Below are 14,297 nucleotides of genomic sequence, written 5' to 3' on the forward strand. Positions count from 1 at the left end.
AGCGAAAAAAGCTGCGCAACTCGGATAAGCGCAGGCGCTTTTCGGAAAGCTTGGCAGCGGTGGCGGCATACCCGGCAGCGCCGTTGCCGGTGCATCAGGCCGGCAATCCTTCCCTATGGGCTGATCACGGTCGCCTGAAATATCCGCCGCACCGCCTTGGACAACCGCCGAACGTCTGTTTCCAGATGTTTCAGGTCCGGAGAATCCCCAGCCCGGCAAACGAGGTCGATCAGTCCGGAAGGCGCTTGCGGATCAAAATCGCCGTCGACGCAGAGCCGGATAATCTGCGACAACTCAGTAAAGAGCGTCAGCGCTTCGATCGCCGTACCGAGATCGTTCGGATCCATCAATGCGCCGCCCATGGCCTTCAGGACATCGGCGGTATGCGTTCCGGACAGCGGCGGCGAAATGCCCCTCGCCGGTGCGACCAGCGCGAGGTACTGCGCCACGAACTCGATGTCGACGAGCCCGCCCGGAATAAGCTTGAAGTCCCAGATTTGATTCGGCGGCTTTTCCTTGTCGATCAGTTCGCGCATTTCGATAATGTCTGCAGCGACTTTCGCCACATCACGTGTCTTCCCAAGGATTTCCGCGAAGATCGCCTCCGCCTCGGCGACCAGACCGGCATCGCCGCAGACGCACCGCGCCCGCGTCAGCGCCATGTGCTCCCAGGTCCACGCCTCTTCCCGCTGGTATTTGGCGAAGGCGTTGATGCGGGTCGCAACCGGCCCCTTGTTCCCGGAGGGTCTCAGCCGCATGTCGACGGCGTAAAGAACACCCTCCGAGGTGGGCGCGGCGAGAGCGGAAATCAATCGTTGGGTAATGCGGGTGAAATAGCGCGTCGGATCAAGCGGTTTCGCGCCGTCGGATTCCGCCGCGTCGCTGTCGTGATCGTAGAGGACGATCAGATCGACGTCGGAGCCGGCGGTCAGTTCGTGGCTGCCGAGCTTGCCCATGCCGATGACGGCGACACGCCCACCGGGAAACGCTCCGTGCGCGGCATCAACCTCACGCAGCACGGCGTCCAGTGCTGCCGCAATGATCAGGTCGGCGAGATCGGTAAGCGCATCCCCCGCCTGCATCCCGCTGATCACCCCTGTGAGGAGCCGGATGCCTATCAAAAACCGCTGCTCGGAAGCCGTGATACGCAATCGGTCGAGAATGTCCTCGTAGTGGCGCGCGCCGGAAAGGAAGCTGTTGATGCGATCAGCCAGATACGCACGCGTCGGCAACTCGACGAGCAGGCGCGGATCCAGCATGCCGTCGAAGACATGCGGCTTGCTGGCGATGATGTCGGCAAGCCTCGGCGCCGACGACATGATGTTGACGATCAGCGAAAGCAGCCCGGGATTGTTGCCGAGCAGCGAGAAAAGCTGGATGCCGGCCGGCAGACCTGCGATGAACTGGTCGAACCGGAGCAGCGCCTCGTCGGCCCGCTTGTTTTCCCCGAATACGCGCAGAAGCTGCGGCGTCAGTTCCGTCAGCCGTTCGCGCGCCTCCACCGATTGCGTCGCGCGGTAACGGCCATAGTGCCAGGTGCGGATGGTTCGCGAAATATCCTGCGGCCGCTCGAAGCCGAGTTTACTCAAGGTTTCCAGGGTGTCCGGATCATCCTTTTGTCCAGTGAAGACGAGGTTGCCCGTCTCCGCAGAAAGTTTCGCCTCCTGCTCGAAAAGCTGGGCATAGCGGCGCTCCACCGTCTTCAGCACACGCGACAATTCCGCCGAGAACGATGTGACGTCGGCAAAACCCATCATATAGGCGATACGCTTGAGCTCCGCCTCCGTCGTTGGCAACACATGCGTCTGCTCGTCGCGCACCATCTGCACCCGATGCTCGACATCGCGCAGGAACCAATAGGCGGAAATCAGCTCATCTGCGGTTTTCGCATCGATCCACTTGGCCCGCGCCAATCCCTCGAGCATCGGCTCGGTTGCGCACAGCCTTAGTTCCGGCATCCGCCCGCCAGCGATCAACTGCTGCGTCTGGACGAAGAACTCGATCTCGCGGATACCACCGCGGCCGAGCTTGATGTTGTGGCCTTTCACGGCAATCTCACCATGGCCCTTATAGGCGTGGATCTGCCGTTTGATCGAGTGGATGTCGGCAATCGCGGCGTAGTCGAGATATTTGCGGAACACGAATGGCGTGAGTTCGCGCAGGAAGGCCTCGCCGGCTTTCAGGTCCCCGGCAACTGGGCGGGCCTTGATGAACGCCGCCCGCTCCCAGTTCTGTCCCCTGCTCTCGTAATAGAGCATCGCCGCGTCTACGGAGATCGCGAGCGGCGTCGCCCCGGGATCGGGCCGCAGGCGCAGGTCAGTACGAAAGACATAGCCGTCACCGGTTCTCTCCTGCAGGATGCGGATCAGCCGGCGCAGCAGCCGGCCGAATGTTTCGGGCGCTTCCTGTGGATCGATGATCAGCGGCGCCTGCGGCTCGTAGAAGACGACGAGATCGATATCGGAAGAGTAGTTCAGCTCAAAGGCACCGAGCTTGCCCATGCCGAGAACCACGACGCCGGAGCTTTCGCTCGGTTGCTCCCCATCAACGACCTTGAGCTTGCCGGCGTCATGCGCGCTGAGTAGCAGGTGATCCACCGTTGCCGAGACGGCGACACCGGCGAAATCGCTGAGCCAGCGCGTCGTTTCGCGCGCATCGAACAAGCGTGAGAGATCGGCCAGCGCAATGGCGAACGCGATATCACGCTTGGCGTTCCTGAGCCGCGCCATGATCTCGGCATCCGACAAGGGCTTGCCGGCCTCAGCCCCTCGCCAGGCGTCCCTTGCCGTTTGAATGCATTTCTCCAGGTGCAGCGCAATCGGCTCGGCCAGAGCCCGAACGAGCACCTGTGGATGCGAGACCACGGTATCCCGCAGATAGGGCGACAGCGAGAGAGCCGCGACGATGAAGTCCTTCAGCGGCGTTTGCGAGGTCAGCAGACTGGCAATTTCCGGATGCTGTTTGCCGATATCCTTGAGACTGGAGAGGACGGACTTCGCATCCGCCTGGCTCATCGGCCGCAGGGTGCATGTAGCAATATCCGCCAAACGCCGCATATCCGTCTGCATCGTCGCCCTCCTAAGCAGGTTTCGGAAAAGTGTCCCGCGGTTTCCGATCAAACCCTGCGACAAAACAAGAAAAGCTAAGCAGATGAATCGTTGGCTTGCCAACGATTCATCTGCTTAGCCGCTCCCGACTTCGGCTCCCCATGCCTATCAGCCGGAAGGCGTCGCGAAAACCATGCTGGCGGTCAAACCACGATTGTTTTCAGCATCCGGCACCGTATCGCTCAATTCCAGGCGCCCCTGATGCATCTCCATGACGGCCTCGACCAATGACATGCCAAGCCCTGTTCCCGGCTTGCTGCGGCTTTCGTCCAGCCGCACGAAACGAGCAACGACATCGCCGCGCTTGTCCGCCGGAATGCCGGGTCCATGGTCTGCCACCGATAGCACGATCGTCCCATCGCGTTTCGCAAGGCTGACCTTGATCAGCGGATCGTCGCTTCCCTCTGAATATTTGATGGCATTGTCGATCAGGTTGCCGAGCGCCTGCCCGATCAGCTCGCGATTGCCGGACACGTGGATATCGGGCGACACATCGGCTTCCAGCTTCAGCGCCTGTTCGTCGGCCAGCGGTTCGTAGAGCTCGACGCAATCGGCAACGCTCTGTGAAAGATTGACATCGCTCATTTCCGCAGGCGCCGACCCCGCCTCGACGCGCGAAATCATCAGGAGCGCGTTGAACGTGCGGATGAGTTGATCGGATTCGCCGATGATCTCTTCCAGAGAAGAGCGGTAACCGGCATTCGTCGCCTTGTGTGCCAGTGCCGCCTCCGCCTTGTTGCGCAGGCGCGTCAACGGCGTCTTCAGGTCGTGGGCAATGTTGTCGGAAACCTGCCGCAAGCCCTCGTTCAGCTTTTCGATCCGGCCGAGCATGGCGTTAAGCGATTCCGAGAGCCGGTCGAACTCGTCGCCGGAGCCACTCATCGGCAGCCGCTGCGACAGGTCGCCCGCCATGATCCGCGTGCTGGCATCCGACATGCGGTCGATTCGCCTCAGCGCGTTGCGGCCGATGGCAAACCAGATGATCAGCGCGCCGAGACCCATGATGCCGAGGGCAACAACCAGCGCCTGGCGCACAAGCACGCGAAATTTCTCCGGCTCCTGCAGGTCGCGGCCAACGAGGATGCGCAGCCCGTTGTCGAGCACCAGAACATGCGCAAGCGCCACATGGCTCTCCTTGCGGCTTTCGTCGGTGTAGCGCTGATAGCGGAAGGCCTCGCCCGTCCAGCCCTCCTGATCCAGAAGCCCAGGCTGCAGAGAAGCTACGTTGCCGGCAAGAATTTCACCGGTCGGCCCGGCGATAACGTAGAGATTGGCGCCCGGCTGGCGCGCGCGACGTTCGAGCGTCCGCAACAACCCATTGACGCCCCCCCGGCTGTAGATCTCCTCGATCTGGGAAACCTCCGTCGCCACCGCATCCTGCGTCTGCTGCTCCAACAGCCGCTGCGACATGGCGGTGACGTAAAAGACGAGAAAGGCTGCGCACAGTGAAAAAAGCAGGAGGTAGAGCGCCGAAAGGCGCAGCGCAGTCGTGCGGAAGAGAACGCGCAGTCTGCTCATGCCTCGGTGCGTCCGTCTTCCTTGATCATGTAGCCGGCACCGCGAACCGTGCGCAGCAGCGGCTGGTCGAAGTCCTTCTCGATCTTCGAACGCAACCGTGACACGTGCACGTCGATGACGTTGGTCTGCGGATCGAAATGATAGTCCCAGACATTCTCCAAGAGCATCGTGCGCGTCACGACCTGGCCGGCATTCTTCATCAGATATTCGAGCAACCGGAATTCACGGGGTTGCAGGAGAAGCTCGCGCCCCTGGCGGCGTACCGTGTGCGAAAGCCGGTCGAGCTCCAGATCGCCGACGCGATAAACCATGTCCTGCTCCGGCGCGCCCTTGCGGCGGCCGAGCACCTCGACACGGGCCAGAAGCTCGTTGAAGGCATAGGGTTTCGGCAGGTAGTCATCACCGCCGGCGCGCAGGCCGGTCACGCGGTCATCGACCTGACCAAGAGCTGACAGGATCAGCACAGGCGTATGAACGCCCTTGCGGCGCAACTCGGAAATAACGGAAAGCCCGTCGCGGCGCGGCAGCATCCGGTCGATGACCAGCACGTCGTAGCTATTCTCGGTGGCCATGAACAGACCGCTTTCGCCGTCGCTGGCGTGATCCGAGACGATCCCCGCCTCGCGAAACGCCTTGGCCAGGTAGGCGGCGGCCTCAAGGTCATCTTCAATAATCAGAATCTTCATGCGGGTGACCATAGTCCCGGACCCCTGTCTTCCACAACCGGTTTGCCTTCGGGAGCTCATGTCCGCCTGCGCGTCGCAGGCAAGCCTGGCCCGAAACGCCGGGCGCCGCGAAAACCTCGTCGGAAGGTCCGCGGCGCCCGGTTGTCCGATGGACCGCGTCAGCCCTGGCTGATCGGCAGCGCCACGAAGCGGCTGGCGTTATCGGCCTCGATCTGGAACAGCGCCTTGGTGCGGCCGTCCTTCCTGGCTTCCTCTATCACCTTGAGGATGTCGTCAGCCGACTTGACCTCCTGATTGTTGACGGAAACGATCTTCTCGCCTTCCTTCAGCCCGCGGTCACTGGCGTCAGAGTCCGGATCGACCGAGGAGATGGTGACACCGTTACCGTCTTCCGACGGTGTCACGGTGACGCCGAGATCAGCCAGCGCCTTCTCGCTCGAAGGCTGTTGCTCTTCCTGCTGCTGCTCGTCGGTACCAGCAGCGGCTTCCTTGGTTTCGGCCGGCAGCGTGCCAATTTGCAGCTTCACGCTTTCGGCCTTGCCGTCGCGCCACAGCGCAACATCAACGCTCGTGCCGGGGCGCATCATGGCGATCTTGCGAGCCAGTTCACGCGGGCCCTTGATCGTGTCGCCGTTGACGGCGGTGATCACGTCGCCCTTCTTGATACCGGCCTTTTCACCCGGCGATCCAGCCTGCGGCTCGACAACGAGCGCGCCGCTTGCCTCGGCAAGGCCGAGCGAATCAGCGACATCCTTGTCGACCGGCTGGATCTGCACGCCGAGCCAACCGCGTGAGACTTCACCATGCATCATCAGGTCATTGACGACATCCTGGGCGACCGACGCGGGGATGGCGAAGGCAATGCCGACGTTGCCGCCGGACGGCGAGAAGATCGCGGTGTTGATCCCGACCACTTCGCCATTGAGGTTGAAGGTCGGGCCACCGGAGTTGCCGCGGTTCACCGCAGCATCCACCTGCAGATAGTCGTCATAGGGACCGGAACCGATATCGCGGCCGCGTGCCGAAATGATGCCGGCGGTCACCGTTCCACCGAGACCGAAGGGGTTGCCGACGGCAACCACCCAGTCGCCGACGCGAACCTTGCTGTCATCGGCGAAGGCCACGTAGGAGAACTTGCGCTTGTCATCGACCTTCAGCACGGCGAGATCGGTGCGGCTGTCCTTACCGACCAGCTTGGCTTCTAGTTCGGTGCCGTCATTCAGGATGACAGTGAAAGCGGAACCCTCGGAAACGACGTGGTTGTTGGTGACGAGATAGCCATTCTCCGAGATGAAGAAGCCCGAACCCTGCGATGTCGGGCGCAGACGGCCAGGCTTGCCGTCGCGCGGACCATGGCCACGCTCGGCGCGCTTGTCTCTATCCGGGCCGCCGCCATCCGGGCCGCCGAATTCCTTGAAGAAGCGCTTTAGCGGATGGTCGTCCGGAAGTTCGTCCAGACCACGGCCACCGAACTCGAAGCTGAAGCCGTTGCTGACCTCGTCGGAAACCGGGTTGGCGCGGGACTGAACACGAACAGAGACAACGGCCGGCGAAACGGCATCCACCACGTTGGCGAAGCTCGGAACCTGCGGCGCTTCGATCTTCACGGGAGCCGCAAAGGAATTGGTGACGGCGGCGGGAATGCCGGTCGAAAGCAAAACAGCCGCGAGACCCGCAACGGTCGAGGTCTTCAAAACGGTCTTGAGGGAGGGACGCAGTGCGTTTGTCGTAAACATTCGATTCGCCTTTTCTCTTCATGTGTCTGGCTGACTGGAGGAACAGCCGTTGAGAAAGGAATAGCCGAACGCACCTTACTGACTTGTGTCCGAAAAATGAACTTTTGGTAATGTTGGGTCGGTAGTCGGTAGTCGGTAATCGGTACAAAAAGGCGTTCAATCGCCAGAGCCCTGCAACTACTCACTACTCACTACTCACTACTCACTACTCACTGTCCCTCAACACCGCATCCAACCTTGCCCGCTCTTCGTCCGACAGCGGCGTTCCGGTCGCCTTGCCGCTCCGTCGCCGGGCTGAAACGATCATCGCCACAGCACCCGCCAGAAACAGAACGATCGGCGCGCCCCACAAAAGCAGCGTCTTCATCTCCAAACGGGGCTTGAGCAGCACGAATTCGCCGTAGCGCGAAACGAGATAGGTGATGACCGCCTCGTCGCTGTCCCCGGCGGTGATCCGTTCACGCACAAGAAGGCGCAGATCCTTGGCCAATTCCGCGTTCGAATCGTCGATCGACTGATTCTGGCAGACCATGCAGCGCAATTGCGCCGAGAGCGCCCGGGCGCGCGCCTCGAGCGCCGGGTCAGCCAAGACTTCATCCGGATTGACGGCAAAAACCGGCGACGCCGACAGCAACAGTAGCAGAACGAAGACCAGCCGCCGGATCATTGCGCAGGCTCCAGAACGGGCTTCTTCAGTTTCTTCGCCCGCGACGGCGCGCCAATCCGCAGGCGCCGGTCGCTCAGCGAGACCGCGCCACCCATCATCATCACGAGCGCGCCGGCCCAGATGCAGAGGATCATCGGTTTCCACCAGATCCGCACGACAACGCCGCCATCCGCCATACCATCACCAAGCGACACGTAAAGCTGGCTCAAACCGAACGTCTTGATGCCCGCTTCGGTGGTCGGCATCCGCCGTGCCGTATAAAGGCGCTTCGAAGACCAGACCTCGGTCACGACGACGCCCGCGCGCATGACGGTGAAATGCCCGGACTGCTCGGTATAGTTCGGCCCCTTGCCGTCCCGCAATCCGTCGAAGCGCAACGTATATCCGCCAGCGTCGGCCATCATGCCCGGCTTCATTTCGACGATATGCTCGGTCTCGAAGGCGGTGACTGCGACGATCCCGATCAGCGTGACGCCAAGCCCGATATGCGCCAGCGCCGTCCCGAAAACCGAGCGCGGCAATCCCGCAAGACGCCGCAGCGCCACCGATCCCGCCACGTTGCCGACGCCGGACCGCAGAAACAGTTCCGTCAGCGAGCCGGCGATCATGTAGGCTCCCAGCGCCAGGCCGAACAGCGCCATGATCGGCCCGCCATGCTGTGCATAGTAGATCGCACAGCCGGCAACCAGACCGATCGCCACTGCCACGAACAGCCGCTGGCCAGCCCCGAGCAGGTCGCCGCGCTTCCAGGCCAGCAACGGCCCGAACGGCACCGCCAGAAGCAGCGGCAGCATCAACAGCCCGAAGGTCATGTTGAAGAAGGGCGCGCCAACCGAAATCTTCGCGCCGGTCAGCGCTTCCAGGACGAGCGGATAGAGCGTACCGGTCAACACCGTGGCCGCCGCAGTCGTCAGGATCAGGTTGTTGAGAACCAGCGCCCCCTCGCGTGAAATCGGCGCGAACAGCCCACCCGCCTTAAGATGCGCGGCGCGGAACGCGAACAGAGAGAAGGCCCCGCCGATGAACAGGATCAGGATCACCAGAATGAAGACGCCGCGCGTCGGATCGGTCGCAAAGGCGTGAACCGAGGTGAGCACGCCGGAGCGAACAAGGAACGTGCCGAGCAGCGACATCGAAAAAGTCAGGATCGCAAGCAGCACCGTCCAGATCTTCAGAGCCTCGCGCTTCTCCATCACCAGCGCCGAATGAAGCAGCGAGGTCCCGGCAAGCCACGGAATGAAGGAGGCGTTCTCGACCGGGTCCCAGAACCACCAGCCACCCCAGCCAAGCTCGTAATAGGCCCAGTAGGACCCCATCGCGATGCCCGCCGTCAGGCAGGTCCAGGCAGCCAGCGTCCAGGGGCGCACCCAGCGCGCCCAGGCCGCATCGATGCGGCCCTCGATCAGGGCCGCGACGGCAAAGGAGAAACAGACGGAAAATCCGACATAGCCGAGATAAAGCAGCGGCGGATGGATGGCGAGACCGATATCCTGCAGCACCGGGTTGAGGTCACGTCCCTCGCCCGGCGCGTCGATGAGCCGGTTGAACGGGTTCGACGTCAAGAGAATGAACAGCGAAAACGCGCTCGCGATCCAGGCCTGAACGGCAAGTACATTCGCCCTCAGCGTATCCGGCAGATTTTCTCCGAACATCGCAACGAGCGCCGAAAAGAAGGTCAGGATCAGCATCCAAAGCAGCATCGAGCCTTCATGATTGCCCCAGACGCCGGAGAACTTGTAGATCAGCGGGATCTGCGAATGCGAATTTTCCCAGACGTTCTGCACGGAAAAATCCGAGGTCACATGGGCGTAGGTGAGAACGCCGAAGGAAAGCGCGACGAGCAGGAAGGTCGCCTTCGCCGCGACTGTGCCGATCTCCATCAGCGCCCGGTCGCCGCGCGCTGCGCCGAAGACAGGCATGATCGCCTGCAGGATCGACACGCCAAGCGCCAACACCAGTGCGTAATGACCGAGTTCGATGATCATTGGATGTTTTCCTTGCCCCCGAGCGATACACCTTGCGCCTTCAGCCGGTCCGCCACGTCCTTCGGCATATAGGTCTCGTCATGCTTGGCGAGCACTGTATCGGCCACGAAGACCGGGCTGCCTGCCACGAAGGCTCCTTCGGCGACAACGCCCTGCCCCTCGCGGAAGAGATCCGGAAGAATGCCCGTGTAAGTCACCGGCACGCGATCCAGCGTATCGGTCACGCTGAAGCTCACCGTCATGCCGTCGCCGCGTTTGACCGATCCCGCCTCGACCAGCCCGCCCAGCCGGATGCGGGTGCCCGGCGCCAGATGCGCCTTGGCAAGATCGCCGGGAACATAGAAATAGGCAACGGCCTGGCTGAAGGCGAACATCACCAGGAGCACGGCGGCGATGATGAAGCTGACGCCCCCGCCGATGATTGCCAGACGCTTCTGCTTACGGGTCACTTCACGCCTCCATCCACCGTCAGGCCGAGTTCGCCCGCCAAAGCCAGCAATTGTTTGCCCTGTTCGCCTTCGGCCGGAAAGGCGCTCAAACCTTGCTTCAAGGCCTCGGCAGCTTTGTCTTTCTGGCCAAGCACGGAATAGGAACGGATGATCCGCATCCATCCATCGAAATTTTTCGGATCGTTCTTCAGTTTTTCGGCAAGGCTCGCGACCATGCCTTCGATCATGGCGTTACGATCGGCGGCATTGACGATCTGCGCGGCGGCGACGTCATCGGCCGTAGGGCCGCCCAACACGGTACCCGCCTGATCCCCGGAGGGGTCAGCGCCGTCAGCCTTGAGGCTGGCGATATGCTCGTTGACGAGCGGCAGCCAGGGCGCGTCCGCCGGCGATGCCTTGACGATCCCCTGGAACGCCGCAAGCGCTTCCGGCGCCTTGCCTTCCTGTTTCAAGGCCAGCGCCAGATAAAATTGCGCGCGCGGATCGTTCGCCTCGATCGTCAGCGATTTCCGCAGCGCCTCCTGCGCTTCATTCGTGATCAAGCCGCCGGAAAGCGCAATCTGGCTCTCGGCATAGCCGCCGAGGCGCGCTGGCGTCGGCCCGAGAATACGAAGGGCATTGCGAAAAGCGGCGGCAGCATCCTCGATCCGGCCGCTGCGATAGTAGATCGGCGCCAGAACATCCCACCCTGCGCCGTCTTCTGGGTTGGAGACGAGCTGCTGTTCGGCCCGCGCGATTAAAATATTGATGTCGTCGCCCGGATTCGCCAGCCGCGCCGCCAGCGGCGCATCCGGCAGGTCCGGATTTCCCGTCCTCAGGTAAAGACAGAGGCCGATGGCGGGTAGAACGAGAACGACGGCGATCTGCGCCAGCCGGTTGCTCCGTCGCGTTGGCTGGGCGGGTGCCGGGGCCTTCATGGCATCCGTCGCTGCGAGCAACCGGCGCGCCACTTCGGCGCGGGCAAACTCCGCATCCTCGCCGGAAATCAGGCCGTTCTTCTCGTCGCGCTTCAGCTCCTCGAGTTGGTCGCGATAGACTTCGACGTCATGGGATTGCGGAACCTCTGCGCCGGCGGCGGCACGGAGCAGCGGGAGCAGCAGGACAGCGGCAACAGCCGCCGTCAGGGTGGCAACAAGGATCCAGAACAGCATGTGCGCTCAATTACTATGCGCGACACGCCATTCCAATCGGAAAACGCTAAATGACGGAAATTTGAGGCGTTTCGTCGCAATGCGAGGAGCGATGTCAGGTCAGCGGCGTCCAGGTGCCGTTCGGGTTGCGGCAGGCGGCACCACGCGCAATGCTGTCCTGGCCCTTGATCGTCACCGTATGGCTGTACTGGCGGCAGTTTTGCGAACCGACCTGATAGGGTGCTGCGGCCACGACGGTACCGCTGATGCCCGATCCCTCCCAGACGACCGGCTGCCCCCCGCGCGCCGCTTCCAAGGCGCGGTATTCCGCTTCCAGCGCCCGCTGGCGATCGGCCTTGCTGATCGAAAGACCGGCCGTGCGTCCGATCACGCCGCCGCCCAGTGCCGCGATATAGGAAGCCGACGTTTCCGGTGTCATGGCGCCAGCAGTCTTTCCGGCATCACGCGACGCGCTGGCGCAACCGGTGAGCAGCGACGAGGCAATCAGGCACGCGGCTGCGGGAGCGGAAAAGAGCGTGGTGAAACGGGCCTGGTTCTTCATCGTGCGGGGCAGCTCTCGCGATTTCCGTTGCATCGGCTCGACATGGCCGGTGAGACACCGAGTCCATGGCTGACCACCTTTTTACATTCCGCGCCTGGCCAGGCAACAAAGGGCGAGCGCAAAGCTGAACCGTTTCGCGATTTTGCCCGTAACTCTGTCAAAAAAGTCACGCCACCCATGAACGGGCGTCCCATCATGAGACAGCCGGCAGCAGGATCCGCGCATTCAGCCCGCCGCGCTCCCCGCGCGACAGATCGAGCGTCCCCTGATATTCTCCGGCGATCTCGCTGACAATCGAAAGTCCGAGTCCCGTGCCAGGCTTGCTTTCGTCCAGCCGCCTGCCGCGCTTGATCGCCACGGCTATCTGGTCCGGGTCAAGACCGGGACCATCATCGTCGACCTCGATGGCGATCCAGCTCCGCCGCCCCGGGTCCTTGCCCTGCAATCCCTCCGGCGCAATCTGCGCCGTAACGCGAACCTGGCCGGCCGTGTAACGCGCGGCATTGTCCAGGAGGTTGCCTACCGTTTCCTCGACGTCCTGCTGCTCCATCGCAAGGATCAGCCCGGGCGTCGAGACCGTCAGCAGGAAGGTCTTTTCCGGATGCAGCCGGCGCATCACCCTCACCAGCCGCTCCAGCACCGGCTCGACCTCGGTGCGCGCCAGCACCGACTCGCGCTGGGCGGCGATCCGCGCCCGGTTGAGATAGGATTGAACCTGCATCTGCATCGCCCCGGCCTGCGCCTTGACGAGATCGCCATGCGGCGCCTCGAGCACCCGCGCCTCGTTCATGAGAACCGCAATCGGCGTCTTCAACGAATGGGCGAGATTGCCGACCTGCATGCGGGCACGCTCGATGATTCGGCGATTGCTGTCGATAAGGGCGTTGACTTCGCTTGCAAGCGGCTGAATTTCGCGCGGAAACTCGCCGTCCAGCCGCTCGCTCTCGCCGGCACGGATCTTTTCGAGCGAGCGGCGCGCCTGATCGAGCGGTCTGAGGCCGAAGAGGATCGCCAGCGCGTTCATGCCGAGGCCGCCAAAGCCGAAGATCGACAGGGCCAGATAGAGATTACGGTTGAAATCGTTGATGTCGGCTTCCAGCACGTCGCGATTGCCCGCAACCCGGAAGCGGGCCGTATGCCCCTGGATGTCGAGCACGACTTCCGTCTCGGCCACTTCGACTTCGTTATTGAAGGAATCGACCGTCGTGTAGAAGCGCTCGTAGCGGATATCGAACGGAACTTCATCGAGGCTGGCAATCGGCAGCTTGCCTGACCCCAGCGAGGTCGACATCAAGGGCGGCGTATTGAATTCGCCGATCGGCTCGACGATCCAGTACCACCCGGTCTGCGGCTGCGAAAACCGCAGGTCGCCGAGCTGAGGGCTGCCGGCCAGCTCCGACTTGTCGTTCACGACAATCGAATTGATGACGTTGTAGAGCTGCGCGCGCAACAGGTCCTGAAAGCCGCGCTCCGAGCCCTGCCGGTAAAGCGCCGAAATCACCACGCCGATCACCACCAGCGCCGCCACCGCCCAGACGGTGGAGACGAGCAGCACGCGCGCGGTGAGCGATTGCGGTCGCAGCCTCATGGATAAGATCGATACGGCTCAGGGGGAAACGTTTCGCGCGCCGGACCAGCGCATGCGCACGCGTCATGCCTCGGCGTAGCGAATGTGAAAAACCCATTGGTTTCGGTCATGTCGATCCCGCTCAGGATTTCGCTTCCTTGCTGGCCATGCCCGGCGGCTGCATACGGTAGCCGAGGCCGCGCACGGTCTCGATCAGGTCATTGCCGATCTTCTTGCGCAGCCTGCCGACAAAAACCTCGATCGTGTTGGAATCGCGGTCGAAATCCTGATCGTACATATGCTCGACCAGTTCGGTGCGCGAAACCACCTGTCCCATATGGTGCATCAGATAGGAGAGCAGCCGGAACTCGTGCGAGGTGAGCTTCAGCGCCACGCCGTCGACAGTCGCTTTGGAACCCTTGGTATCCAGGCGGACCGGCCCGCAGACGATCTCCGAGCTTGCATGCCCGGCCGCCCGCCGGATCAGCGCCCGGATACGCGCCAGGACCTCTTCGACGTGGAACGGCTTCGTCACATAATCGTCGGCACCAGCATCGATACCAGCGACCTTGTCGCTCCAGCGGTCACGCGCCGTCAGGATCAGAACCGGCATTGCCTTACCGGCGCCACGCCATTTTTCAAGCACGGTGACACCGTCCATTTCCGGCAGGCCGATATCGAGTATGACCGCGTCATAAGGCTCGCCATCACCGAGATAATGGCCTTCTTCGCCGTCAAAGGCCTGATCGACGACGTAACCCGCCTCCTTCAACGTATCCGTCAGCTGACGGTTGAGGTTGACGTCGTCTTCGACCACCAGAATGCGCATGAACAGACCTTTTCCCTTTCAGCGAGCGCCCGTCCGCCGGATCGAGCTGCGCGCTGCCACA

At 62.4% G+C, this 14,297-nt stretch carries 11 protein-coding genes; all 11 read right to left on the reverse strand.

The features are described from left to right. Nucleotides 1-113: 113 nt before the first annotated feature. The gene (locus ACSQ2W_RS01685) at nt 114-3,068 is read right to left on the reverse strand and encodes a bifunctional [glutamine synthetase] adenylyltransferase/[glutamine synthetase]-adenylyl-L-tyrosine phosphorylase (protein WP_436084679.1); all 2,955 of its coding nucleotides are present in this window, start codon (nt 3,066-3,068) and stop codon (nt 114-116) included. A 147-nt stretch (nt 3,069-3,215) separates the two neighbouring features. Next, the gene (locus ACSQ2W_RS01690) at nt 3,216-4,625 is read right to left on the reverse strand and encodes a sensor histidine kinase (protein WP_436084680.1); all 1,410 of its coding nucleotides are present in this window, start codon (nt 4,623-4,625) and stop codon (nt 3,216-3,218) included. After that, nucleotides 4,622-5,323, reverse strand: a complete 702-nt coding sequence (locus ACSQ2W_RS01695) for a response regulator transcription factor (protein WP_436084681.1) — start codon at nt 5,321-5,323, stop codon at nt 4,622-4,624. Before ACSQ2W_RS01695 ends, ACSQ2W_RS01690 begins: the two co-directional genes overlap by 4 nt. Nucleotides 5,324-5,469: 146 nt before the next feature. Next, on the reverse strand, nt 5,470-7,047 hold the full coding sequence (locus ACSQ2W_RS01700) for a Do family serine endopeptidase (protein ID WP_436084682.1): 1,578 nt from the start codon (nt 7,045-7,047) through the stop codon (nt 5,470-5,472). Between the two features lie 205 nt (nt 7,048-7,252). Then, a complete protein-coding gene (locus tag ACSQ2W_RS01705) occupies nt 7,253-7,714 on the reverse strand; it encodes a cytochrome c-type biogenesis protein (RefSeq protein WP_436084683.1) in 462 nt (153 codons plus the stop codon). Further along, nucleotides 7,711-9,699 carry a heme lyase CcmF/NrfE family subunit gene (locus ACSQ2W_RS01710; protein WP_436084684.1) on the reverse strand — a complete coding sequence of 663 codons (1,989 nt, stop codon included), beginning with the start codon at nt 9,697-9,699 and terminating at the stop codon, nt 7,711-7,713. The genes ACSQ2W_RS01705 and ACSQ2W_RS01710 overlap by 4 nt, the downstream gene beginning before the upstream one ends. Beyond that, on the reverse strand, nt 9,696-10,148 hold the full coding sequence (ccmE, locus tag ACSQ2W_RS01715; RefSeq protein WP_018329591.1) for a cytochrome c maturation protein CcmE: 453 nt from the start codon (nt 10,146-10,148) through the stop codon (nt 9,696-9,698). Before ccmE ends, ACSQ2W_RS01710 begins: the two co-directional genes overlap by 4 nt. Beyond that, a complete protein-coding gene (gene ccmI, locus ACSQ2W_RS01720) occupies nt 10,145-11,299 on the reverse strand; it encodes a c-type cytochrome biogenesis protein CcmI (RefSeq protein ID WP_436084685.1) in 1,155 nt (384 codons plus the stop codon). The genes ccmE and ccmI overlap by 4 nt, the downstream gene beginning before the upstream one ends. Before the next feature lie 94 nt (nt 11,300-11,393). After that, nucleotides 11,394-11,840, reverse strand: coding sequence for a hypothetical protein (locus ACSQ2W_RS01725; protein ID WP_436084686.1), 447 nt, complete (start codon nt 11,838-11,840; stop codon nt 11,394-11,396). Nucleotides 11,841-12,033: 193 nt separating this feature from the next. Next, nucleotides 12,034-13,422 carry an ATP-binding protein gene (locus tag ACSQ2W_RS01730; RefSeq protein WP_436087643.1) on the reverse strand — a complete coding sequence of 463 codons (1,389 nt, stop codon included), beginning with the start codon at nt 13,420-13,422 and terminating at the stop codon, nt 12,034-12,036. Between the two features lie 127 nt (nt 13,423-13,549). Next, a complete protein-coding gene (locus ACSQ2W_RS01735) occupies nt 13,550-14,236 on the reverse strand; it encodes a response regulator transcription factor (RefSeq protein WP_436084687.1) in 687 nt (228 codons plus the stop codon). Between the last annotated feature and the right edge of the window lie 61 nt (nt 14,237-14,297).

This window comes from Pararhizobium sp. LjRoot255 (assembly GCF_964252905.1).
Classification (GTDB): domain Bacteria; phylum Pseudomonadota; class Alphaproteobacteria; order Rhizobiales; family Rhizobiaceae; genus Pararhizobium.